Below are 22,823 nucleotides of genomic sequence, written 5' to 3'. Positions count from 1 at the left end.
GTATTAAATTGTAGAGGGCCTTTATGGCGACTTATTCTAGCAACGATTTCCGTTCCGGTCTTAAAATCATGTTCGAAGGCGAACCGTATGCCATCGAATCCAGTGAATTTGTGAAGCCGGGTAAAGGCCAGGCTTTTGCTCGTGTAAAAATGCGTCGCCTGTTGACCGGCTCTCGCGTTGAGAAAACCTTCAAATCTACCGATTCCGCAGAAGGCGCAGACGTAGTCGATACCAACATGAACTACCTGTATAACGACGGCGAGTTCTACCACTTCATGCACCCTGAGACATTTGAACAGCATCAGGTTGAAGGGAAGACGGTGGGTGATGCTGCAAAATGGCTACAGGATAATGCAGAATGTATCGTTACGCTGTGGGATGGTCGCCCGATCACTGTTCTGCCACCGAATTTCATTGAAGCTGAAATCACCGATACCGATCCGGGCCTGAAAGGCGACACTGCTGGTACGGGTGGTAAGCCGGCAACGCTGAGCACCGGCGCCGTGGTTAAAGTGCCATTGTTCGTACAGATCGGCGAAGTGGTCAAGGTTGACACCCGTTCTGGCGAATACGTATCACGCGTTAAGTAATGCCTGTAAAAAAGGCTGCTTTTCAGGAAGGTTAATGTCGATCGTTTAAGAATCGAGATACCGGGGGCGACCACGGTGCGAGGTAGCCCTACGGGAACCTCATCACCGTGTTGCCCCCTAAATCCACGCTTAAGTGAACAGCAGTAGCTTTCTAGGAAGGTGGCCTTTTTCATCCATTTATTCACGTTTTTCCTCACGATTACCTCTCTTTTTTGTTCCTGATTCGAAAAATCCTCCACAACAATCAAAATTAGCTACGCTTAAAAAGCAGTCACTTTCGTACCGTTGAAATCCTATTCTCATAAAGAAGGAACCGAGTATGTTGAAGAAAGCTTTTGTTGCCATTTTCTCTCTGGTTATTCTTTCCGCCGTTGTTGGGTGTAATACCACCCGCGGTGTTGGACAAGATGTTGAAGCGGGTGGTAAGGCCATTCAGCGCAGCGCTCAGTAATCCCAAGTGGGAAATAAGTCGTAATAACTTTTCCGGGTGGAAGAAAATGCCGTGATGGTGTTTTCTTCCCCGCGGCGAGATAATGTGAAAGTGGATCACTCGGAGAAGTAATTATGTCGCCTCTTTTCATTACTGTCGGCATGTTGACGTTGAGCAATATATTTATGACGTTCGCGTGGTACGGGCATTTGCGCTATTTCAGTGGTCGTACCTGGATAATTGCTGCGTTGGTCAGTTGGGGGATCGCATTATTTGAATACCTCTTACAGGTGCCAGCTAATCGAATCGGTTATCAGGTTGCCTCTGCTGGTCAATTGAAAATATTGCAGGAAGTGATCAGCCTTTCCGTATTTATCCCTTTCTCGATGATTATTTTAAAAGAACCCTTCCGCACGGATTATATTTGGGCAGGGCTGTGCCTGTTGGGCGCAGTTTTCTTTATGTTTCGCGATAAGATTATGGGATAACGCATATCCGTCATACTTCAAGCTGCTGGTGCGTTGGCCGCCCTCACGCAGTTCGAATTATTTAGGGTATAGCTGCTTTACCCCATTGTTGCGGTCAATATGATCGGGCGGTCAATATGATCGGATTACTGATTAACCCACATCAGCGCCTCTGTCGGGAAGCCATAACGTTTAGCTGTGGCAACCAGTTTGTCGCGTGTCGCTGCATCCAGCGTCGGCGTGCGCGCGAGAATCCACAGATAGTCGCGGTTCGGCCCGCAAATTAGGGCGTAGCGGTACTCGTCATCCAGTTCGATAATGTTGTAACCGCCATAGAACGGCCCGAAGAATGACACTTTCAGCGCGCCACGCTGGGGGGACCCCGTGAAATACGCCTTCCCGGTGCTCTCTTTCCACTCTTGTTTTTCGACGTTAAAGCCACGATTGATCACCTTGATGCCACCATCATCTCGCGGGCTGTAGGTTGCCGTTACGCGCTCCAGATTACGTTCGAAGCGGTGGTCGAGGCGGGCGATCTCATACCACGTACCGAGGTAACGATTGACATCAAAATTTTCCACTACGGTAACGTTAGCGGGCGGCGTTACGCTACAGGCGACAGAAAAGAGCGCCACCAGCGCGGCAATACATGCCTTCCCGCATTGTCTGATTTTGAAGAAAAAAAGCCTGAGGAAAGTGGCGTTAAAGCGAATACCGTTAAAATGTATCATATTGACGTCTCATCGTTTTCATCTCTGTTCCAGTGTAGACGATGGGCATGGTCAGGCGGGAAATAAAACGGCCTGCGCGCTATGGTGCAGGCCGTTTTTTATGTTGCATTTACAGTGTGACGACACCGATGACGGTAACTACAGTCAGGATGGCCGCCAGGCCGTAGAACACCCATTTTCCGGCAGGAACATGGATTTTCAGGTCATGCATGGCATGGTGGATACGGTGCAAACCACACCAAATCGGCAGCACAATCATTAACAGTAAGAATACGCGGCCGATAAAGCTCTGGCTGAACGCGGCGATGCGCTCATAGGTTAATGCATCCGGGAACAGGCCCAGAGGCAGCATCACACCGACCAGCAGGATGATCACCGGCGCGAAGAACGCGCTCCACATCCCACCTGCGCCGAACAAGCCCCAGAAAGGCGGTTCGTCGGCACGTTTTGGCGTTGGGTTAATCACGTTAGTTCTCCTGTTCAGAATAGTAAGGCGATCGCCAGAACGGCTACGGTTACCAGCACGGTGACAGCCCAAAGCCCTTTAATGATTGGCTCTGGCCCCATTTTTTCATCTTTGACGATGATGATGCTGGCTTTCGGCGCGAGTTCAAACCAGGTTTTGGTGTGCAGCGCGGCAGCCAGTAGCGCAACGATATTGATCAGCAGCACCAGCGGATTTTGCAGGAAGCTGACGAAGTTTGCCCAACCTTCCGGCCCGTTCTTCAGTGCGAAGACGCCGCACATCAGTACGATGCTGAACCAGACGGCAGGAACGGCCGTTCCCTCACGCAACATATAAAAGCGGTAGAACCCCAGCTTTTTCCACCAGGTCGGCGACATGTCGCGAACATACGCTTTACGTTTAGATGTCATCATTGTCCCTCCCTTATTGTGGTTTCAGCATGGCGATCATGAAGTCTTTCGCACTTTCGACTTTGCCTTGCTGGATGGCGGCGGCAGGGTCAACATGTTTCGGACACACCTCTGAGCAGTAGCCCACAAACGTACAGCTCCAAACGCCGTTACTCCCGTTCAACTGCGGCATACGTGCTTTCTTGCCGTGGTCGCGGTTGTCCAGGTTATAACGGTGCGCCAGCGTAATCGCCGCCGGACCGATGAACTCCGGGTTCAGGCCAAACTGTGGGCATGCCGCATAGCACAGACCGCAGTTAATACAGCCGGAGAACTGGTGATATTTCGCCATTTGCGCCGGCGTCTGTTTGTTCGGGCCGTCAGCCGGTTTACGATCGTTGCCGATAATATAGGGCTTGATGGCTTCCAGACTTTCGATGAAGTGGGTCATATCGACCACCAGATCGCGCTCGATAGGGAAATTGCCCAGCGCTTCAACCTTCAGACCGTTGGTGTAGTCACGCAAAAAGGTTTTACAGGCCAGTTTGGGGACGTTGTTGACCATCATGCCGCAGGAGCCACAGATAGCCATACGGCAGGACCAGCGGTAGGAGAGATCCGGCGCCAGATTATCTTTGATATAACCCAGCGCATCCAGCAGGGAAGTCTGTGTATTGTACGGAACGTCGAACGTCTCAAAATGCGGTTCGCTGTCCTGTTCAGGGTTATAGCGCATGACGTCCATTTTCAGGGTTTTGATCATCTCAGCCATTCGCCTGCTCCTTCTTGCTGCCTTCCTGCGTATCACCTTCTGCACCGTATACGCGTTTAGCTGGTGGCAGTTTGGTAATCTTCACATCGCTGTATTCCAGACGAGGTGCGCCTTCCGGGTTATAGAACGCCAGCGTATGCTTCAGGAAATTAACGTCATCACGCTCGGTGCAACCTTCATCCAGACGCTGGTGCGCGCCGCGAGACTCTTTACGGTTGATGGCCGAGTGCGCCATGCATTCCGCTACATCCAGGCTGTGTCCCAATTCAACGGTGTATAGCAGATCGGTGTTGAATACGCTGGAGCGGTCGGTGATTTTCACACGTTTGAAGCGTTCTTTCAGCTCCGCCATCTTATCGACGGTTTTTTGCATCAGGTCGGTGGTGCGATAAATACCGCAGCCTTCTTCCATCGACATACCCATTTCGTCACGGATTTTCGCCCAGCTTTCGGTGCCTTCCTGATTCATCAGGTCATGCAGGCGCTGCTCGATGTCGCGCGTTTGTGCCTCCAGCGCCGCGCCATTGGCGGGGGCGGCTGCCTGTGCGCGCTGTACGGCGTGCTCACCCGCGACGCGCCCAAAGACCACCAGTTCAGCCAGCGAGTTGGAACCCAGACGGTTCGCGCCGTGCAAGCCAACAGAGGAGCATTCGCCGACGGCAAACAGACCCTTGATGCGGGTTTCACAGTTCTGATCGGTTTCAATGCCGCCCATCGTGTAGTGTGCGGTAGGACGGATAGGAATCGGCTCTTTCACCGGATCGACGCCGACATAGGCTTTTGCCAGCTCGCAGATGAACGGGAGACGTTCCAGCAGCTTCTTCTCGCCGAGGTGGCGCAGATCGAGGTAAACCACGTCGCCTAATGGCGTAGAGACGGTGCGGCCTGCGCGCCATTCGTGCCAGAACGCCTGCGACACTTTATCGCGTGGCCCCAACTCCATGTATTTGTTTTTCGGCTGGCCGAGCGGTGTTTCCGGGCCCATACCGTAGTCTTGCAGGTAACGATAACCGTCTTTATTGACCATGATGCCGCCTTCACCGCGGCAGCCTTCTGTCATCAGGATACCAGAGCCGGGTAAACCAGTCGGGTGATATTGAACGAATTCCATATCACGCAACGGAACGCCGTGGCGGAACGCCATGCCCATGCCATCACCGGTGACGATGCCGCCGTTAGTGTTGTAACGGTACACGCGACCCGCGCCGCCGGTCGCCAGCACGACGGCGTTAGCACGGATCTGAATCAGCGAACCTTCCATCATATTGATGGCAACAAGACCACGCGCCTGACCGTCATCGACCAGAACATCGAGGACAAAGTGCTCGTCAAAACGTTGAATTTGCGGATATTTAAGGGAGGTTTGAAACAGCGTGTGCAGCATGTGGAAGCCGGTTTTATCGGCAGCAAACCAGGTGCGCTCGATCTTCATCCCGCCAAAGCGGCGAACGTTGACAGAACCATCCGGTTTACGGCTCCAGGGGCAGCCCCACTGTTCCAGTTGAATCATCTCTTCCGGGCAGTGCTTGACGAAGTGCTCAACTACGTCCTGTTCACACAGCCAGTCGCCACCGGATACGGTGTCGTTGAAGTGATAATCGAAGCTATCATGTTCCTGAGTCACCGCTGCTGACCCACCTTCTGCCGCCACGGTATGGCTACGCATTGGGTAGACTTTTGAGATCAGAGCGATTTTCAGTTGGGGGTTAGCTTCTGCGGCAGCAATTGCCGCGCGTAGGCCAGCTCCCCCGGCCCCGATAATGGCCAAATCTGCATTAAAGGTTTGCAATGCATTCCTCCAGTTACTTAAGTTAATTAAATTAAAATAAAAAAATAATATCTATTCGTTTCTATCTTTATATCCGAGCTTAATATCAAACCCGCTGAAAATTATGTGATAGAGGTATAAAGAACAGATAAACCTATAATTTTTGTATGGGAATAATTATACCGAATTATAGGTAGGTGAAATTTGATGTAATCCTGCATTTTGTGGCTTTTTCGGCAGGGCTGGTATTTATTGATAAAAACGTGATCGAAAGACTTATTTACGGAGAAATAATGCCTTTGTTTGTTTAATAATCCCTTACTGCACGATATAAGAAAATGATCCGCTAGATATCATTGATGGCTGCTATTCTGGCCGCCCCCGCCGAAAGGGGAGATGTTGTCCGGCTGAAAGGTGGCGTTGGCTTTTTTCCGCTGGAAATTTGGGCTGATGCGGGTAGACTGCATCCCCTATTTTGACTTTGGAGTAAGAACCATGAGCGAGACGACAAGTTGGCAACCTACTGCTTCTGTCGCTAATTTGTTGAAACGAGCGTCGATCATTGCAGCTATCCGACGTTTCTTCACCGATCGTGGTGTGCTGGAAGTCGAAACGCCTGCGATGAGCCAGGCGACGGTAACGGATGTTTTCTTGTACCCGTTTCAGACTCGTTTCGTTGGCCCCGGCGCAGCGGATGGCATGACGCTGTATTTGATGACCAGCCCGGAATACCACATGAAGCGCCTGTTGGCGGCTGGCAGTGGTCCGATCTTTCAACTGTGCCGCAGTTTCCGCAATGAAGAATCAGGGCGACATCACAACCCTGAATTCACCATGCTGGAATGGTATCGCCCTCACTATGATATGTACCGCCTGATGAATGAGGTCGATGACCTGTTGCAGCAGGTGTTGGACTGTGAAAGCGCAGAGATGCTCTCTTATCAGCAGGCATTTTTACGCCATCTGGAGATCGACCCGCTGTCTGTCGATAAAGCGCAACTGCGTGAAGTGGCAGAAAAGCTCGGGCTGGGCGATATCGCCTGCCGCGAAGACGATCGCGATTCGCTGGTACAGATGCTGTTCACCTTCGGTGTTGAACCAAATATTGGCTGCGATAAACCCGCGTTTGTCTACCATTTCCCCGCCACGCAGGCCTCACTGGCGGAGATCAGTTCAGAAGACCATCGCGTTGCCGAGCGTTTTGAAGTTTATTTCAAAGGGATTGAGTTGGCGAACGGCTTCCGTGAATTGACCGATGCGGATGAGCAACGTCAGCGTTTCGAGCAGGATAACCGCAAGCGCGCCGTGCGTGATTTGCCGCAGCAGCCGATTGATGAAAATCTGCTGGCAGCGCTGAAACATGGCCTGCCGGAGTGTGCCGGTGTCGCGTTGGGCGTGGATCGTTTGATTATGCTGGCGCTGAATGCTGAGCAACTGAGTGATGTCATTGCATTCTCCGTAGAGCGCGCGTAGCAAATCAATACCGGGCGGCGTCACATCCGGCCGCCGCCCATTTTCCTCTTTTATAAACTGCCTGGCGTTCGCTGCCGTGGCGTCAGCATTCTTCCACTGCGTGACAGATTATCCATTTTCACCTGGAACGGCGGGAAAGGCAGTTCCAGATTGTGCTTGCGGTAGTTTTCCAGAATCAACTGATGCAGTTCGTGGCGCAGCGGCATACGGTGCCCCATTTCGGCGGCAAAAATACGCAGTTCGAAAATCTGAATCCCCTGTTGCAGGTCGACCAAAAACACTTCCGGTTCCGGCGTATCCAGAATCAGCGAACAACGCTTCACCGCATCCATCAGCAGTTCTGTGACTTCCTGGCTGTTAGCATTCGCGGGAGCGGGCACCGTCATTACAACACGCGTAACCGAGTCGGACAGCGACCAGTTAATGAACTGCTCGGTGATGAACGCCTTGTTCGGCACGATAATCTCTTTACGATCCCAGTCGGAAATGGTGGTAGCGCGGGTATTAATCCGCATGACGCTACCAGTGAGATCGCGGATCGTGACGGTATCGCCGATACGGATCGGTTTCTCGAACAGGATGATCAGGCCGGAGATAAAGTTAGCGAAGATCTCCTGTAAACCGAAGCCGAGTCCCACACCCAGTGCGGCAACCAGCCATTGCAGTTTCGACCATTCGATCCCAATCAGCGAGAACCCCATCAGGCAGCCGATCAGCATCAGAATATATTTGCTGATGGTGGTAATGGCATAGCCGCTGCCCGGTGACAAATCCAGATGCTGTAGGATTGCTAATTCCAACAGCGCAGGGAGATTACGCACCAGTTGCGCGGTAATAATGAAGATCAGAATCGCGATCAGCACCGATCCCAGCGTAATCGCCTGTACGCTTTCCACCCCTTTGACCGTGCTGGAAACATCCCACAGGCTGATATTTTCCAGGAAGGCGAAGGCGGAATGAATTTCCGACCACAGAACGATAACGGAAACCAGTGCGATCAGCGTCAGAATCGATCGCACCAGTTGCAAGGATTTCGCACTAATGGCGTCCAGATCGACGACAGGCTCTTCCAGCGCTTCTGAACTGCTTTCATGGGATGACGCGGATGATACGTCCTCTTCGCCTTTGGCACGCTGCGCCAGAATTTCTGAACGTCGTTGCTTGGCGCGGTCGAAAGCGATGCGACGCCGCTGAATCAGCATCCAACGGCGAATAATGTGGTAAACCACCAGCAGGAAGAACCAGATAGAAACAGAGGTTTCGAGGCGTGCCAGCAGCGCCTGTGCGGTGGCCAGATAACCGATGCAGGAGGCCAGTGCAGCAATAAGCGGCATGGCGATCAGGATGTTCCACATCGCCCGGTTGACGGAATTTTCCCCTGACCCTTCTTTATCCAGATACAGCGGGATACCGGCACGCTTTAACCCCGCCGTAACCAAACTCAACGCCATGCACAGAAGGATGAAGCACAGTCGCCCCAGCGTGCTGGAAAACTCGCGATCGTTGAGTTTATCGAAGGTAATCAGCGCCATAATCAGCGGCACGATAAAGGCGATGGACAGGCGATAGTAGCGCATCGCTCTGGCGACATGCTCCGGTGACCAGCGGAAGTGGACAATGAACAGCCCCTGAGGATGTGCGAATGAGGCGCTAATCATCACTAGCCACATCAGCGGCACCGTCGCGGTGACACTATCACCGACGGCGACGGCAATTGGGTAAGGCCAGGCGTTTTGCAGGCCATAGCCCAGCGCAGCCCAGAGAACCGGGAGCGGCAGGGCGGTAAGGATTGACCAGAACACCGTGCGCAACGTTAGCATAAAGTGGTCGAGCGTGACCTTGCCGACACGGCTGCTGGCGCGTTCCATAAAGGCATGATAGTGACGGCGGGAGCTGATACTGAAGCCCACCAGCAGCAACGCGCCCAGCAGTGGCAGTATGGTTTCTTGACTGGTTACCATCATCACCAGCGCGCTACCCAACTGCGTCAGCGTATCCAGAGACAGCAGACGTGTTAAATCCTGTAACAGCTTGATCGGATAGGCGAACGTCACGGGGTCGACATCCGCGACCCAAAATAGATCGCGATGCGCGGCTTCGCGCGTCTCGGTTAACGCATCCGCCAGTTGATTATTGGCGACTTTGAGTTTGGTGAGTTCGAGAATCTGTGAATCACAGCCGGAAATCAGTGACGTCAGCAGGTCGCGTTGGGTACGCATCTGATCGGTCAGAATGCGCTGCTGTGAAGCGGTCAGCGGATCGCCATTGTCTTGTTTCATCTGATCAATCTCTTGCGGTTTGTTGATCAGATCTTCGAAATGCAGGCGTTGTACACGCAACTGCGCCATGTCGCTATCCAGCAACTGAGGTTTGGGCATGTCCGGCAGGCGGGCGATCTGCGCGCGTAATGTTTCGCCCAATATCGGGGAAACGCCGAGCCACTGTGCCTGTTCGCGAATCGTACTCAGCGCCTGGCGAACCTGAATGGTATGTGTGGCTGCCTGACGTTGCTGAGAGGCAATCAGATCCATCCGCTGCGCTTGCTGATTCAGCGCGACGGAAAGCTCGCGGTTAACCTGTAACTGTTTGCTGATGGCAGCGGGTAAATCACCGCTTTGTTCCGCGAGAAGCTCGGTGCGTTCTAATGCCTGCTCGGCTTCACGCTGACGCAGGCTGTTGAGTCGGCCGCGCAAATCCTGTTGCAGTAGATCCAGCCTGTCGTGACGCTTCTTATACAGTTCGACGCGTAAACGAGACAGTTCCTGACGGTTGCTGGCCGAAAGCTGCGCGAGTTCCAGTTCATCCACTCGGCTTTTACGCAGGGCGGATTCAGCCTGAAGCGCAACGAGCTGCGCTTGTCCCAGCGGGGTGGCGGGCGTACCGAGCGATTGAATTCGCCGTTCCGCATCGCTTTGCATGCGGCTGGCTTCCGTTTGCTGCTGCGGAAGCTGACTCAGTGAATCGCTGATTTCACGCAGTCGATCCTGTTCCTGCTGGAGCTGACGAGCCTGTTCCAGCAGTTGGCTGCTGGTTTGCAGTAACTGCTGTTCGAGATCGTTGCTGGAGAGACTCTCAGAAATCGGCGCTGGCTTTCCGTCTTCGGCATTAAGCTGGCGACGCAGTTCCTGAACCAGCTTGGGGAAATCATCGATAACGCGCTGATATTGTGTGGCACGTTCCTGCGCCTCTTTGCGATCCTGCAAGGTATTCAGCGCTGCCTGATATTCCTCAACAATTTTCGCCTGATCGGCTGCACCTTTGTTGGCTTCCGCCTGCTGTAGCTGCTGGCGTAACTGTGCCTCATTGGGCGCCGTGGCAGCCAACGCGGCGGTTGATAATAAACATCCCAAAAGAAAAGTCAGAATCAGACGCACGTTAGCTACCTTACATAAATAGAAAAACCAGCGTTATTTATGGCGCATCGGGTTTGTGGCCCGTCTGGCCGGATGCATCTGCCACAGGCGCGTGCTCCTCAGCCTGAACAGATTCCGATGCGGCAGCGACAGGTGGTACGGCGTCGCTTGCTTCCAGCTCGGTTCCTTCCGGGAAGACAACGGGCGTTTGCTCATCCTGGCGAACTTCGGCAAACGGTTCACCCATGCGAGTCACACTCAGGGTATTCAGATGTGCGGCAAACTGGAGATTATGGCCAGCGGCAAACAGGTTAATCACGGTTGAGCCTAGCTTGAAGCGCCCCATTTCCTCACCTTTCGCCAGCACGACCGCGCCTTCTTCACCCGCTTGAGGATAGGTCCACCGCTTGATGATGCCTTCGCGTGGTGGCGTTACCACGCCTGACCAGACGGTTTCGATGCTGCCGACAATGGTCGCGCCCACCAGAATCTGTGCCAATGGGCCGAATTCAGTATCAAACAGGCAAATGACACGCTCGTTACGAGCAAACAGATTCGGCACGTTATCCGCCGTCAGCAAGTTAACGGAGAACAGGTCGCCCGGTACATAAATCATCTCGCGCAGCACGCCGTCGCACGGCATGTGGAGGCGATGATAGTCACGCGGTGAAAGATAAATCGTGGCAAACAGACCATCGCGGAACAGGTCGGCCATCACATAGTTGCCAGCCAGCAGGGCTTCCAGTGTGTAATCGTGATTTTTTGCCTGAATCAGCTTACCGTCAGTAATCGGGCCAAACTGCGATAGCACGCCGTCTGCGGGCTGCACCAGACGGTGCGCATGAGGATCGACAGGACGGACGCCAGGGCGCAGCGGGCGAGCAAAAAATTCGTTAAACGTGCGATAGGACGCGGTATCCGGCTGGAACGCTTCCTGCATATTGACGTTGTATTGACGGACAAACAGATCGATCACCAGCTTGGTGAGTTTTCCCGCACGCTTATTTGCTCCCCAGCCCGCTAAGCGGGTCAGCCAGATCTTGGGAAGCCAATACTGTAATTTGATTTTGATAGTATCCAGCACAGTGAGCCTCTTGGATTAATTGTGCGCCATAAAACGATGCTTCATAAAACATGCTGTCTGGGATATACGCTTTGCGCTGCCAGCGGTAGCCCAGAAAGCGAATCAGCGAGTTCGCTGACTCTCAAAGGGGGCGCATTGTAACGAGGGTCATGATAAATGTCAGTTATCCGTATCCGAAAAGCCTTTACGCGTTTTTACTTGCGCCATGCTTTCCAGAATGCGGTGATAGTTATCAAAGCGCTCTGTGGCAATATCACCGCGCTCAAGTGCAGCGTTAATGGCGCAGCCCGGATCGTTTTCATGTTTACAATCACGGAACTTACAGGAGCCGATGTATTCCCGTAATTCAATGAAACCACGCGTAACCTGTTCGGGTTCCAGATGCCACAGACCAAATTCGCGTACGCCCGGTGAGTCGATCACGTCGCCGCCGTGCGGGAAGTGGTACAGCCGGGAAGCGGTAGTGGTGTGTTGCCCCAGCCCGGAATTATCGGAAACCTCATTCACCAGAATGCGCTCTTCACCCAGTGCAAGTAGCGCGTTAAGCAGACTGGATTTCCCTACGCCTGATTGTCCGGCGAAAATACTGATGCGGTCAGTGAGAGCCTGTTCTAACTCAGGAATGCCTTGCTGAGTATGGCTGGACACCATCAGCACGCGATAGTTGAGCGCACGGTAGATATCCATCGATTTATCAACAAATTGGCGGGACTGATCATCCAACAGATCAATTTTGTTCAGCACGATCAGCGGCTCGATCTCCAGCGTTTCGCAGGCGACCAGATAGCGATCGATAATGTTTAGCGACAGTTCGGGCAATATGGCCGAGACGATCACGATCTGATCGATATTGGCGGCGATAGGTTTAATGCCATCGTAATAGTCAGGGCGTGTCAGGACTGATTGGCGCGGGTGAACGGCTTCCACGATCCCGCTGATGCCCGCGAGCGATTCATGGCCGGGCCGCCAGACGACGCGGTCGCCCGTAACCAGCGATGAAATAGTCCGACGAATGTTGCAGCGGTGCACCACGCTATCGGTGGCTTCCACATCGGCGTGCATACCGAATCGGCTGATGATAATGCCTTCCTGCGCATCACCTAGTTGACTATCTTCCCATTCGATTTTGCTTTCCGTGTTTTTCAGGCGGCGCTGGTGGTTGGCGCTAACCCGACGCTGCTGACCTTTCGACAGTTTTTTTTTGCTCACTGAGCCTCACTTAAGACGATTTATCGTTCGCGGCAGCGGGTTGTCGCTCGCCGCGTTTCAACAGACTATAATACACCCTATTTGATTTTAATTAACTGATGCCACTTTGTTGGTATCTGCACTGAGAATGATACTGATATCTTGGTATCGACTACAGGGCACACTGGAACAGGAAATCCCACGATGGTAAATGAAAATAACCTGATCTGGATCGATCTTGAAATGACAGGACTGAACCCGGATCACGATCGCATCATTGAGATCGCGACACTGGTAACGGATGCAAATCTGAACGTGTTGGCTGAAGGGCCGGTGCTGGCGGTGCACCAATCGGATAGCCAACTGGCGTTGATGGATGACTGGAATGTGCGCACGCACGGCGCCAGCGGGCTTACCGATCGCGTTAAGGCCAGCACCAGAGATGAACGTACTGCTGAACTGGAAACGCTGGCATTTTTACAAAAATGGGTGCCTGCTGGTAAATCGCCGATTTGTGGCAACAGCATCGGTCAGGATCGCCGCTTCCTGTTCCGCTACATGCCTGAGCTGGAAGCTTACTTCCACTACCGCTATTTGGATGTCAGCACGCTTAAAGAACTGGCGCGGCGCTGGAAGCCGGAAATTCTGGCGGGCTTTAAGAAGCAGGGCACACATCAGGCGATGGATGACATTCGCGAATCGCTCGCGGAACTGGTCTATTATCGTGAGAACTTTCTGCGACTGTAGTCGATGAAGTAAGGCGTGATGTGTGGCGATCTGCTGCTATTTGCGCCATGATGACTGTTTTGTCAGCGAATTGTTTTTTTTATCAGCAGTTGAATGATTTTTCATTTTTGGGGCTTGCGGTTAAAAGAATTCCTCGTATAATGCGCACCCCATAGTGATGAAGAATTTCAATTAAAGAACTTCAACATCGTATGAAGATTTCCCGAGCGGGAATAGCTCAGTTGGTAGAGCACGACCTTGCCAAGGTCGGGGTCGCGAGTTCGAGTCTCGTTTCCCGCTCCAATTTTCATCACGGCTTGTCACCATACAAATCGTGTGCAGTAATAAGACGTAACGCCAGTTATTGTCTGTCCGATATGCGGGAATAGCTCAGTTGGTAGAGCACGACCTTGCCAAGGTCGGGGTCGCGAGTTCGAGTCTCGTTTCCCGCTCCAATTCTTTATCTATAGACTGCCGCCAAAGTCTGTAGCTCCCTGATTTAACAAGCTAATCGCTCTGTTGAGCATCCAGCGAAATTTACTTATATCCACGCTTTTCTCGTCTATAAAAACGGATAGTTTTTCTTATCATTACCGTATTCAATACATGCTCCTTCCTGCCGCGAATATGTCTCATTACAAATTTTGCGTTTTAGTCATCAAACTGTAAAAAAAGGTAACTACGTTATGTCCTGCTTAATGACGCAACCAAGGACATAACAATGAAAGCTCGCTGGTTACTGCCTTTACTGATTTCTGCTGCCTTACCGGGGATGGTGCAGGCTCAGGCTATTTATCCCATTGACCGCGCCACCATGCTGGCAGGCGGGAAATTCGATTTTAAAGTCGAGTTTGATCAAGTGCTTAAGCCGGAAGATATCCGCATTCTGATTAACGGCAAAGATTACCAACAGGTGCTGGGCAAAACGGCATCGTTTGTCGAGCGTGAAGACGGTGAAAATGCCTCGACTGTCTGGCTGCGCGACGTCAGCCTGCCGGAAGCGGGCAAGTATGTGGTAGAGGCAGAAGCCAAAGGCAAGAAGACGCAGGTGAACTGGGAGGTGTATCAGACGTCCGGTACGCGGAAAGCCAAAAACGTGATTCTGTTCATCGGCGATGGCCTGTCCGTTGCACACCGCACTGGCGCGCGCATTCTGTCCAAAGGCGTGACGGAAGGGAAAGCTGATGGTCGTCTGGCGATTGATGACCTGCAATATATGGCATTTGCCGGCACCTCCAGTACCGATTCGATTGCAGCCGATAGCGCCAACACCATGAGCGCCTACATGACCGGTCACAAATCCGGCGTGAACGCGCTGGGTGTGTACGTCAGCCGGAGCAAAAATTCACTGGAACACCCGAAGCAGGAAACGCTGGGTGAACTGCTGACCCGTTCGACCAAGATGTCTGTCGGTGTCGTCAGCGATGCGGAACTTCAGGATGCCACGCCAGCAGCGGTCGTCTCCCATACGCGCCGTCGTGCGGATAAGGCCGAAATCGTTGAGATGTTCTACAACGTGCAGCCAAGCGTGATGTTGGGCGGCGGTTCAGCCTATTTTCTGCCGAAAAGCACGCCAGGTTCGAAGCGTAAAGACGAAACCAACTACGTTGAGAAGTTCCAACAGGCTGGCTACTCGCTGGTAACGGATGCGGATTCACTGAAGAAAAACGCCGCACAGGCGACGAAGCTGCTGGGTCTGTTTCACACCGGCAATATGGACGGTGTGATGGATCGTCGTTTCCTGAAAAACGATGTCGCCAAAAAATTCCCGAATCAACCAGACCTGACGGACATGACGCAGGCCGCGTTGGATGTGCTGTCCAAAAACCAAGACGGCTTCTTCCTGATGGTGGAATCCGCACTGATCGACAAAGCCTCGCACCCGCTGGATTGGGAACGTGCTTTCACCAGCACCATCATGCTGGATCAGTCGGTAGCCATCGCCAGGCAATTCGCCGAGAAACACCCAGATACGATGATCATCGTGACGGGCGACCACACGCACGGCCTGTCGATCATCGGCACAGTGGATGATAACAAGCCGGGCACCGAGATGCGTGAGAAAGTGGGCGTGTATGAAGAGGCGGGTTACCCGAACTATCAGGATGCCAACAAAGACGGCTACCCGGATGACCTGAACGTTTCTAAACGTCTGGCGGTGTTCTTCAACAACTTCCCTGATTATTACGAAACGTTCCGTCCGAAGCTGGATGGCCAGTTCGTTCCGGCTATCAAGAACGAAAAAGATGAATACGTTGCCAACAAAGCCTACGAGAACGTACAGGGCGCGGTATTCCGTGAAGGGATCCTGCCACGCTCGTCCGATACGGGAGTGCATGCCGTGGACGATATGGTGATTCAGGCCAGCGGCCCCGGTGCAGAGCGCATTCGTGGCTATATGGAAAACACCGATCTGTTTCGGGTGATTGTTGATGCACTGGCGGTGAAACCGCAGGACAAGAAGTAATTCGGCGACGCAATGAATACTGCGATAGGTAACCAAGCGGGGGCGACTCCGCTTTTATTCTGTTGGCTGCGTGTCGTGCTGGTAGCGGTCCTCCTCGGCGGGATCGCTCCGGTAAACGCCGCGCAGTCTGAACTTTCCTTCGATAAACTGTACGCCTCTTACGGCGTGCTGGGTCTGGAATTCTCCAGTGATGTTAAAGCGCTCTCCGGTAAACGGGTAAAAATGCGCGGCTTTATGGCACCGCCGCTCAAGGCGGAATCACAATTTTTTGTCTTAACCAAGATGCCGATGGCGCTGTGCCCTTTCTGTTCATCTGATGCGGATTGGCCTGAGGATATTGTTGTCGTCTACCTCGCCAAACGTCAGACCTTCGTACAGAACAACACCATGATTGAGGTGGAAGGCGTGCTGGAGCACGGATCGTGGACCGATCCCGAAACGGGGTTTGTCAGCCTGCTGCGCCTGCGTGAAGCCACGTTCGATACCCTTTAGGAGCACTGATGGCGGAGTTATTGATTCAACACCTGAGTGTGATCTTCCCCGATACGTCTGAGGCCGTGCTGGAGATCCCCGCGCTGTCGATGTGTTCCGGCGAGCGGGTCGCGGTGATGGGGCCGTCCGGCTCCGGCAAGACCACGCTGGTGAATGCCATCACTGGCCTCGATCACAGCGGAACGGGCTGTGTGCAGTGGGAACAGCAGGATATCTGGCAGATGAACGAAGCGGAGCGCGACCGCTGGCGGGCAGAGCATATCGGGCTGGTGATGCAGGATTTCCATCTGTTCCCCGGTTTGAATGCGTTGGAGAACGTATTACTGCCTGCGCAGTTTCATCACTGGCGGATACCCGCGTCGCTCAGGCAACGGGCGGCGGATTTGCTGGCGCAGGTGGGGCTGGATACCGCGCAACATCCGGTTGACGTGTTATCACGCGGCGAGAAGCAACGGGTCGCGGTAGCGAGAGCGTTGCTCAGGGAGCCAGATATTATCGTCGCCGATGAGCCCACGGCCAGTCTGGACGCGCAGAGCGGCGAGCAGATTGCCGATCTGCTGGTGACGCTGGCGCGTGAGAGTCGCGCCACGCTGATCGCGATTACGCACGATGCGCGTCTGGCCTCGCAGATGTCGCGCTGTATTCAACTGGAAAAAGGACGCCTCGTGGCGGATACGCGGTCTCAGGAGGGTCGGGCATGATTCCATGGCGTCTTATCTGGGTTGACTGGCGTCGACTCTGGCCGGGTGTGCTGGTCGTGGTGTTGCTGATCGCAGTAGCGACAGCGTTAAGTATTTCAGTCAGCTTGCAGGAAAGGGCGCTACGTATGGGGAGCGCCAAAGCGGCTGACCGTTTCGATCTGGTGATTGGCGCGCCGGGGAGCGAAACGCAACTGGTGTTGTCGTCCGTGTTTCTGCAACCGTCTGCGCTGACGCTGATTCCCGCACAGGTGTTAACCGATCTGGAGAAGAACCCGCTGGTGGCCTGGACGGCACCGGTCGCGTTTGGTGATTTCTATCAGGGGATGCCGATTGTCGGCACTACGCCGCCTCTGGTGACGGATAACGGTAAACGACCGCTCACCGCCGGACGCGTGTTCAATGACGGCTTTGAGGCCGTGGTCGGCGCGCAAACGGGGCTGACGGTAGGGAGCACATTTAGCCCGATTCACGGCCAGATCGGCACGGAAGGGGCACACGCGCATGATGATGTCACCTACACCGTGGTCGGCGTGCTGCCTGCCGACGGCAGCGCATGGGATAAAGCGATTCTGGTGCCGGTGAACGCGGTGTGGCGCGTGCATGGCATTTCTCCACTGCACGATGAACATGGTGAACATGCGCATGAGGGGGAACATCATGATGATACCGCACATGCGGAGGCTCATGCCGATGAACCTCACCATGACGCGCACGGTGCAGCACAGGGGCACGCCCATCAGGCGGGGGTGCCCGCTATCGTGGTAAAACCGAAAACAATCGCGGGTGCCTATCAGTTGCGGTCACTGTATCGCAGCAACACGACGCTGGCGGTGTTCCCTGGTGAAGTGCTGGTGAAGCTGTATTCGATGCTGGGGGATATTCGTGAACTGCTGACGTATATCTCGCTGGGTACGCAGGGATTAGTGGGTATCGCGGTGGCGATGGTGGCGGTGATCCACCTGAGGCAACGGCAGAAACAGATCGGCGCACTGCGCGCATTTGGCGCCCCGCGCTACGGTATTTTCACGCTGATTTGGAGCGGGTTGATGTCGCTGGTGAGCGTCGGCGTGCTGCTGGGCGTTGGCTTGGGCTATCTTGCCGCCCGTGCGATTGCGGTGGTGATGAGCGAGAAAAGCGGTTTTGTCCTGCCTGTCACGCTGGAAGGTGAAGACCTCCAATTCGTCCTGCTGCTGTTATTGGTTGCCGCCGTTGTCCTCACCATCCCGGCAATGCTGTCTTATCGCCAGTCTCCTGCTACGGCGTTGCGTGGCGAGTGATGGTGCGCATCGACATCCACAGTGAACATAATCCGGTGTTTTGAAAAGTATCCCGACAGGTTAATGTGGCGGGATACCTCAGTACTACGGTTTACCCTGCGATTATTGCTCGAAATAGCTGCGGATTTTCTCGATGTCGTCGCCGTTAGACAACGCCAGCGAAAGCAGAATGCGTGCTTTCTGTGGGTTGTAGAATCCGCTGCCGATAGCGCCGTCTTTCTTCTTGTCGGTGACATAGCCGTTGCCCGTGCGCGTACTGATCACCACTGGAATGCCTTTTGCGACCGCTTTCTTAATGTCTTCTTTTACACGAGTGGGCGTAGAGCCGTTGCCGCTACCCGCGATAATGATGCCTTTTGCGCCCTGTTCAATCGCGGCATTTAGCAGGCCGCTGTCTTGATCCTGATAGCTGTACAGAATATCGACTTTCGCCAGCGCTTCCTTATTGCTTACGTCAAAGAACGGTTTGTTTTCTGGGGCGGCTGGCTGGTAAAAGAAGCGCGGCACGCCGCCGTAGAAGGCACCCAGATAGCCTTGCTCATTGGCTTTGAAGGTGTCCAATGATGTGGCGTTGGTTTTGGTGGTGTAGAAGGCGGAGCCGATACGATCGTTCAGCAGCACCATCGCGCCGCGTTTTTCCGCGTTCTTACTGGTCGCTAGCGTGACGGCTTCCAGCAGGTTCATTGAACCGTCTGCGCTGATAGCGGTGGCAGGGCGCATTGCGCCGACGATAACGACGGGTTTCTCGCTTTTTACCGTCAGATCGAGAAAGAACGCCGTTTCTTCCAGGGTGTCGGTGCCGTGAGTGACGACGACGCCGTGTGTGTTTGCCTCGCCTAGCTGTTTGTTAATCGCTTTAGATAGCTTCAACAAAATGGCCTGATCGATATTTCCACTGGCGGTGTTGGCGATTTGCTCACCTGTTACCGTCGCGACATCACCAATAGCGGGCACGGCGTTCAGCAGTTCCTGAATACCGATAGCCCCCGCCTGATAGCCTGTTGTGGCTGTGTTGGATTCTGCTTTGCCGGCAATCGTGCCGCCGGTTGCGTATATCGTAACGCCGGGTTTCGTGTCATCAGCCAGTAGCATATGAGATGACATCATCAGACAGGTAGCGGCGATAGCGCGTGTGATAAATGAGAGTTGCATTGCAGATCCTTATTGTTGTCATGGCAGAGTAAGGACAAAAGCAACTTCTGTACCAATGTTTATCTATAGGTTAGTCGGCTAATTAATTGTGAATAATCGTTAACGTAGTGCACGCCGTGGGGCACTGGCGGCTGAACTGCACCATGATGGTGAGTGTCGTGGAAGGAGAGACGTGCTGGAAATGCCAGCGTAGTGCGCGGTGATCGCTGCGGGGGCATTCGGCATGTGACTGCTCCATAAAAAAACAGGGTGAATGAGATTCACCCTGCTGCATTTTACGATCGCTGTAATGCCAGACGTATTAGCGTAAGTCCCGCATCGCAATATGGTCCATGTCGTCAAACGTCAGATTTTCGCCGATCATCCCCCAAATAAAGGCATAGTTTTTGGTGCCGACGCCAGTGTGAATCGACCAACTGGGGGAGATCACCGCCTGCTCGTTATGCATTACCAGATGACGCGTTTCATGCGGTTCACCCATCATATGGAAGATAATGGTGTCTTCCGCCATGTCAAAATAGAAGTAAACCTCCATTCTGCGTTCATGGGTATGCGTCGGCATGGAGTTCCAGTTGCTGCCTTCCTCCAGACGCGTTAATCCCATACTCAACTGGCAGGTTTCCACCACTTCCGGCACCAGATATTTGCAAATCGTTCGTTTGTTGCAGGTGTTGACATCGCCCAGCGGGGCTTTGATTGCGTCATCCTGAGTAATGAGGCGTGTCGGAAAAACGGCGTGTGCCGGTGCGCTGTTATAATACAGCTTTGCTGGCTTCGCCTTGTCCAGGCTGCTGAATGCTAAGGCTTTAGCGCCTTTCCCAACGTAGAGCGCTTCCTCGTTGCCAACCTCGTAGTCTGTGCCGTCGATAACGATTTTTGCCGGGCCGCCGATATTAATCAGCCCCAGTTCGCGTCGCTCAAGAAAATAGTTCACGCCAAATTGCTTGCCGATACCGTCATCAAACGTGATCTCGCCCTCTACTGGCATGATCCCACCGACAACAATACGGTCGATGTGGCTGTAGGTCATGGTGTAGTGGTTTGGCGTAAATATCTGCTCAATGAGAAATTTCTTTCTCAGCTCGGTGGTATCAAGCGTTTTCGCATGTTCACTGTGTACACTCTGTCGTACGTCCATTTCGTTACCTTTTTATGCGTGTTTAGGTGAAAAGCGTTTTGCCCATAATGCCGTAAGGATGGGCACCAAGACTGATGTCACGATCACGCTGGTGGCGACGAGTGCGGTCGCCTGTTGAGCAACCGGCGCGAATTCCGGTGCCATATTCGCGATCAGCAGCGGTGTGGCGACGGCGGCCCCTGCGCTGCTGGAGGCGGCCACGCCTGCGGTGCCATTGCCACCGCCGATAAATTTATCCGCCAGAATCAGCGGAATGCCCGTTACCACAATCACCAGCAGGCCGAGGAAGATGCCGGCGAAGCCAGTTTGGAGGATCACGGCTAAATTGATCGTGTTACCCAGCGCAAAAGCGAAGAAAGGAATCAGCGTTTGTACGGAATTACCGAACAGTTTTCTCAGGTCAGGGTCGAGGTTGCCTAGCGCAAAGCCAATCAGGAAGGGGAGTACGGCACCGACAAAGAGCTGAGGTTCAAAGGTAGCGATACCGCTGGCACCCAGAATCACCATGGTCATCAACGGGCCGGATTCCAGAGACATCAACACGAACGCGCCTGCTTCTTCTTTCGAACCGTATTGGTTCATCAAAGCGGCATACAGCCCGCCGTTCGTCATGTCCATGGCTGCAACCAGCGCCAGCACGGAGATCCCGGCCAGCAAACCGTTTTGGATGCCGTCGCCTGGCAAAAATGTGCCCGCGATCAGCGCGGCCACCCAGGCGGTGGCGATTTTCGTCACCACCAGCACGCCTGATTTTCGCAACATGGTTCCCGTTGCTTTAAATTCAATGGACGCGCCCATGCAGAAAAACCAGACCGCCAAAATAGGGATCGTGCCGGTAATCAGCCCATTGCTGAAAGAGCCTAAATATTTCCCCGCCCCGGGCGTAAAGGTATTACAAATCGCGCCCAAAAAGAGCGGTACTAGCATTAATCCCCCAGGGATTTTATCAATAGCTTGTTTGATTTTCATGAAAAACCTCATTTAAAAATAAAAAAATACTCAGCCGCCTTCAGTGAAAGCAGATGGATGATTGGAATGCAGTAATAAATAGGGGAGTAAAACACCGTGGTGTTATTACCCTGTTTCATTAATGAATGAAGATGGTTATCCTTATTATGAAATTGAGAATGAATACTCTTCTTTTTTTAGTTTTATGGCCATTTCCCTATTTTTAGTGATAGATGGCCGTCCCGTTATGTTTGATTAACATTCACAGGTAATGACGTTGTCGCTTATCCGTCACGCTGATTGATGCATGACTGTATTCACAAATTAAAATTTATCGTGGTATGTTTTGGGAAATAGATTATCTGCTATCCGTATTCCTACTGTTAATATGCGCGGTGATCGCTTTGCTGGTTTTAATCAGGCTTGCCAGATGTTTCTCTTTTTTCCCATTAGCGTATTGTGATTGCATGCCGTTAACGCCAATTGCAGCGATGACGTCACCATTCTGGTTAAAGATCGGGGCAGCCATACAGCAAATTTCTTCTATATCTTCGCCGTCATCTATGGCCCAGCCCTGTTCCTTGACGATTTTCAGGTGCTGTAGAAAATCTTCTTTTTTGGTAATTGTCCGGGGGGTTAAATATTCAAACGTACAATCGGCAATCAACGCGTCAATTCTTTCCGGTGGCAGCCAGGCTAATAATACCTTTCCCAGAGACATACGGTTAAAGACGATTTTCTTACCTTCCCAGGAAGTTTTTACGATGGCCTTGGGCGATTCCACTTTACTCAGAAAGAAGCCATTATCGCCATCCAGAATACCGAGATGACAGGTTAACTCCGTTTCTTTGACTAACTCATGCATAAAGTTAATCGTGTCTTTACGCAGATCGATATTCTTTATTACCAGACCACCCAACTCGAACAGTCTTAATCCCAAAACATAACGACCGTCTGCACGTTGGCGCAGCAGTTGCGTGACCACCAGCACCTCTAATAGATGATGCACACTGCTTTTGGGGATAGATAAGTCAGTACAAATCTCCGTGAAGCTGGCTTCGTCACGCTTGGCGATATAATCAATAATCATCACTAAACGCACCGCCGCAGGGGCTTTACTGTGTTCGAGTTGTTGGAATATATTCATGATTGTTCTATATATAAAACTATGGTTTCCTATATAGAACAATAATAACGTAACGGTAATTTAT

21 protein-coding genes and 2 tRNA genes are annotated in these 22,823 nt (G+C 52.8%); 11 read left to right on the top strand and 12 right to left on the bottom strand.

Annotated features, from left to right (window positions below):
* The first annotated feature begins 23 nt into the window (after positions 1–23).
* From efp to OI69_RS05395, 3 genes are all read left to right on the top strand, one after another.
* Entirely contained in the window at positions 24–590 is a 567-nt protein-coding gene (gene efp, locus OI69_RS05405) for an elongation factor P (protein WP_039346992.1), read from the top strand.
* 319 nt (positions 591–909) lie between these two features.
* The gene (locus OI69_RS05400; protein ID WP_005972977.1) at positions 910–1,041 is read left to right on the top strand and encodes an entericidin A/B family lipoprotein; all 132 of its coding nucleotides are present in this window, start codon (positions 910–912) and stop codon (positions 1,039–1,041) included.
* Positions 1,042–1,154: 113 nt separating this feature from the next.
* Positions 1,155–1,508: a DMT family protein gene (locus OI69_RS05395; RefSeq protein ID WP_039346990.1), complete on the top strand. Its 354-nt coding sequence runs from the start codon at positions 1,155–1,157 to the stop codon at positions 1,506–1,508.
* A gap of 125 nt (positions 1,509–1,633) precedes the next feature.
* Here OI69_RS05395 and OI69_RS05390 read toward each other — a convergent pair whose 3' ends face one another.
* The 5 genes from OI69_RS05390 to frdA form a co-directional block, all read right to left on the bottom strand.
* Complete coding sequence (locus OI69_RS05390) at positions 1,634–2,218, bottom strand: lipocalin family protein (RefSeq protein WP_039346988.1); 585 nt, start codon at positions 2,216–2,218, stop codon at positions 1,634–1,636.
* A 109-nt stretch (positions 2,219–2,327) separates the two neighbouring features.
* Positions 2,328–2,684: a fumarate reductase subunit FrdD gene (frdD, locus tag OI69_RS05385; RefSeq protein WP_039346986.1), complete on the bottom strand. Its 357-nt coding sequence runs from the start codon at positions 2,682–2,684 to the stop codon at positions 2,328–2,330.
* Positions 2,685–2,698: 14 nt separating this feature from the next.
* Positions 2,699–3,094, bottom strand: coding sequence for a fumarate reductase subunit FrdC (gene frdC / locus OI69_RS05380; protein ID WP_039347050.1), 396 nt, complete (start codon positions 3,092–3,094; stop codon positions 2,699–2,701).
* Between the two features lie 13 nt (positions 3,095–3,107).
* The gene (locus OI69_RS05375) at positions 3,108–3,845 is read right to left on the bottom strand and encodes a succinate dehydrogenase/fumarate reductase iron-sulfur subunit (RefSeq protein ID WP_039346983.1); all 738 of its coding nucleotides are present in this window, start codon (positions 3,843–3,845) and stop codon (positions 3,108–3,110) included.
* Positions 3,838–5,634, bottom strand: a complete 1,797-nt coding sequence (frdA, locus tag OI69_RS05370; RefSeq protein WP_039346981.1) for a fumarate reductase (quinol) flavoprotein subunit — start codon at positions 5,632–5,634, stop codon at positions 3,838–3,840. The genes OI69_RS05375 and frdA overlap by 8 nt, the downstream gene beginning before the upstream one ends.
* Positions 5,635–6,108: 474 nt before the next feature.
* Between frdA and epmA the strand changes: the two genes are divergently transcribed.
* Positions 6,109–7,086, top strand: coding sequence for an elongation factor P--(R)-beta-lysine ligase (gene epmA, locus OI69_RS05365; RefSeq protein WP_039346979.1), 978 nt, complete (start codon positions 6,109–6,111; stop codon positions 7,084–7,086).
* 50 nt (positions 7,087–7,136) lie between these two features.
* On the opposite strand, the gene mscM is transcribed toward epmA, so the two are convergent.
* From mscM to rsgA, 3 genes are all read right to left on the bottom strand, one after another.
* Positions 7,137–10,460 (bottom strand): miniconductance mechanosensitive channel MscM, encoded by a 3,324-nt coding sequence (gene mscM / locus OI69_RS05360; protein WP_039346977.1) that lies wholly within the window; start codon positions 10,458–10,460, stop codon positions 7,137–7,139.
* A gap of 37 nt (positions 10,461–10,497) precedes the next feature.
* A complete protein-coding gene (gene asd, locus OI69_RS05355; RefSeq protein WP_039346976.1) occupies positions 10,498–11,523 on the bottom strand; it encodes an archaetidylserine decarboxylase in 1,026 nt (341 codons plus the stop codon).
* 159 nt (positions 11,524–11,682) lie between these two features.
* A complete protein-coding gene (gene rsgA, locus OI69_RS05350; RefSeq protein ID WP_039346975.1) occupies positions 11,683–12,732 on the bottom strand; it encodes a small ribosomal subunit biogenesis GTPase RsgA in 1,050 nt (349 codons plus the stop codon).
* Between the two features lie 183 nt (positions 12,733–12,915).
* On the opposite strand from rsgA, the gene orn reads away from it, so the two are divergent.
* The 7 genes from orn to OI69_RS05315 all read left to right on the top strand — a co-directional run bounded on the left by orn (position 12,916) and on the right by OI69_RS05315 (position 18,374).
* Positions 12,916–13,458 carry an oligoribonuclease gene (gene orn, locus OI69_RS05345; protein ID WP_039346974.1) on the top strand — a complete coding sequence of 181 codons (543 nt, stop codon included), beginning with the start codon at positions 12,916–12,918 and terminating at the stop codon, positions 13,456–13,458.
* 206 nt (positions 13,459–13,664) lie between these two features.
* Positions 13,665–13,740, top strand: a tRNA-Gly gene (locus tag OI69_RS05340).
* A 76-nt stretch (positions 13,741–13,816) separates the two neighbouring features.
* A tRNA-Gly gene (locus OI69_RS05335) sits at positions 13,817–13,892 on the top strand.
* A gap of 266 nt (positions 13,893–14,158) precedes the next feature.
* Positions 14,159–15,904: an alkaline phosphatase gene (locus OI69_RS05330; protein WP_039346972.1), complete on the top strand. Its 1,746-nt coding sequence runs from the start codon at positions 14,159–14,161 to the stop codon at positions 15,902–15,904.
* A gap of 12 nt (positions 15,905–15,916) precedes the next feature.
* Entirely contained in the window at positions 15,917–16,396 is a 480-nt protein-coding gene (locus OI69_RS05325; RefSeq protein ID WP_039346970.1) for a hypothetical protein, read from the top strand.
* Positions 16,397–16,404: 8 nt separating this feature from the next.
* Complete coding sequence (locus tag OI69_RS05320) at positions 16,405–17,097, top strand: ABC transporter ATP-binding protein (RefSeq protein ID WP_039346969.1); 693 nt, start codon at positions 16,405–16,407, stop codon at positions 17,095–17,097.
* Positions 17,094–18,374 carry an FtsX-like permease family protein gene (locus tag OI69_RS05315; protein WP_039346967.1) on the top strand — a complete coding sequence of 427 codons (1,281 nt, stop codon included), beginning with the start codon at positions 17,094–17,096 and terminating at the stop codon, positions 18,372–18,374. Before OI69_RS05320 ends, OI69_RS05315 begins: the two co-directional genes overlap by 4 nt.
* A gap of 102 nt (positions 18,375–18,476) precedes the next feature.
* Here the strand turns inward: OI69_RS05315 and OI69_RS05310 are convergent, their stop codons facing one another.
* The 4 genes from OI69_RS05310 to OI69_RS05295 form a co-directional block, all read right to left on the bottom strand.
* Complete coding sequence (locus OI69_RS05310) at positions 18,477–19,526, bottom strand: asparaginase (protein ID WP_039346965.1); 1,050 nt, start codon at positions 19,524–19,526, stop codon at positions 18,477–18,479.
* A 301-nt stretch (positions 19,527–19,827) separates the two neighbouring features.
* Positions 19,828–20,664: a 5-dehydro-4-deoxy-D-glucuronate isomerase gene (kduI, locus tag OI69_RS05305; RefSeq protein ID WP_039346963.1), complete on the bottom strand. Its 837-nt coding sequence runs from the start codon at positions 20,662–20,664 to the stop codon at positions 19,828–19,830.
* Positions 20,665–20,676: 12 nt separating this feature from the next.
* On the bottom strand, positions 20,677–21,633 hold the full coding sequence (kdgT, locus tag OI69_RS05300; protein ID WP_039346961.1) for a 2-keto-3-deoxygluconate transporter: 957 nt from the start codon (positions 21,631–21,633) through the stop codon (positions 20,677–20,679).
* A gap of 337 nt (positions 21,634–21,970) precedes the next feature.
* Positions 21,971–22,759: an IclR family transcriptional regulator gene (locus OI69_RS05295; protein ID WP_039346959.1), complete on the bottom strand. Its 789-nt coding sequence runs from the start codon at positions 22,757–22,759 to the stop codon at positions 21,971–21,973.
* Between the last annotated feature and the right edge of the window lie 64 nt (positions 22,760–22,823).

It is taken from the genome of Pectobacterium fontis, from assembly GCF_000803215.1.
Taxonomy (GTDB): Bacteria; Pseudomonadota; Gammaproteobacteria; order Enterobacterales; family Enterobacteriaceae; genus Pectobacterium; species Pectobacterium fontis.
Note: the sequence above shows the minus strand (reverse complement) of the source record. Positions and strands in the feature narration are given on the sequence as shown.

What these genes read in the sequence shown, in the direction of transcription:
- OI69_RS05375 (WP_039346983.1), bottom strand. Translation starts at nt 3,845, where the DNA reads ATGGCTGAGATGATCAAAACCCTGAAAATGGACGTCATGCGCTATAAC.
- frdC (WP_039347050.1), bottom strand. Translation starts at nt 3,094, where the DNA reads ATGACATCTAAACGTAAAGCGTATGTTCGCGACATGTCGCCGACCTGG.
- OI69_RS05310 (WP_039346965.1), bottom strand. Translation starts at nt 19,526, where the DNA reads ATGCAACTCTCATTTATCACACGCGCTATCGCCGCTACCTGTCTGATG.
- epmA (WP_039346979.1), top strand. Translation starts at nt 6,109, where the DNA reads ATGAGCGAGACGACAAGTTGGCAACCTACTGCTTCTGTCGCTAATTTG.
- kdgT (WP_039346961.1), bottom strand. Translation starts at nt 21,633, where the DNA reads ATGAAAATCAAACAAGCTATTGATAAAATCCCTGGGGGATTAATGCTA.
- OI69_RS05325 (WP_039346970.1), top strand. Translation starts at nt 15,917, where the DNA reads ATGAATACTGCGATAGGTAACCAAGCGGGGGCGACTCCGCTTTTATTC.
- kduI (WP_039346963.1), bottom strand. Translation starts at nt 20,664, where the DNA reads ATGGACGTACGACAGAGTGTACACAGTGAACATGCGAAAACGCTTGAT.
- OI69_RS05330 (WP_039346972.1), top strand. Translation starts at nt 14,159, where the DNA reads ATGAAAGCTCGCTGGTTACTGCCTTTACTGATTTCTGCTGCCTTACCG.
- OI69_RS05320 (WP_039346969.1), top strand. Translation starts at nt 16,405, where the DNA reads ATGGCGGAGTTATTGATTCAACACCTGAGTGTGATCTTCCCCGATACG.
- orn (WP_039346974.1), top strand. Translation starts at nt 12,916, where the DNA reads ATGGTAAATGAAAATAACCTGATCTGGATCGATCTTGAAATGACAGGA.
- efp (WP_039346992.1), top strand. Translation starts at nt 24, where the DNA reads ATGGCGACTTATTCTAGCAACGATTTCCGTTCCGGTCTTAAAATCATG.
- OI69_RS05395 (WP_039346990.1), top strand. Translation starts at nt 1,155, where the DNA reads ATGTCGCCTCTTTTCATTACTGTCGGCATGTTGACGTTGAGCAATATA.
- OI69_RS05390 (WP_039346988.1), bottom strand. Translation starts at nt 2,218, where the DNA reads ATGATACATTTTAACGGTATTCGCTTTAACGCCACTTTCCTCAGGCTT.
- OI69_RS05400 (WP_005972977.1), top strand. Translation starts at nt 910, where the DNA reads ATGTTGAAGAAAGCTTTTGTTGCCATTTTCTCTCTGGTTATTCTTTCC.
- OI69_RS05295 (WP_039346959.1), bottom strand. Translation starts at nt 22,759, where the DNA reads ATGAATATATTCCAACAACTCGAACACAGTAAAGCCCCTGCGGCGGTG.
- OI69_RS05315 (WP_039346967.1), top strand. Translation starts at nt 17,094, where the DNA reads ATGATTCCATGGCGTCTTATCTGGGTTGACTGGCGTCGACTCTGGCCG.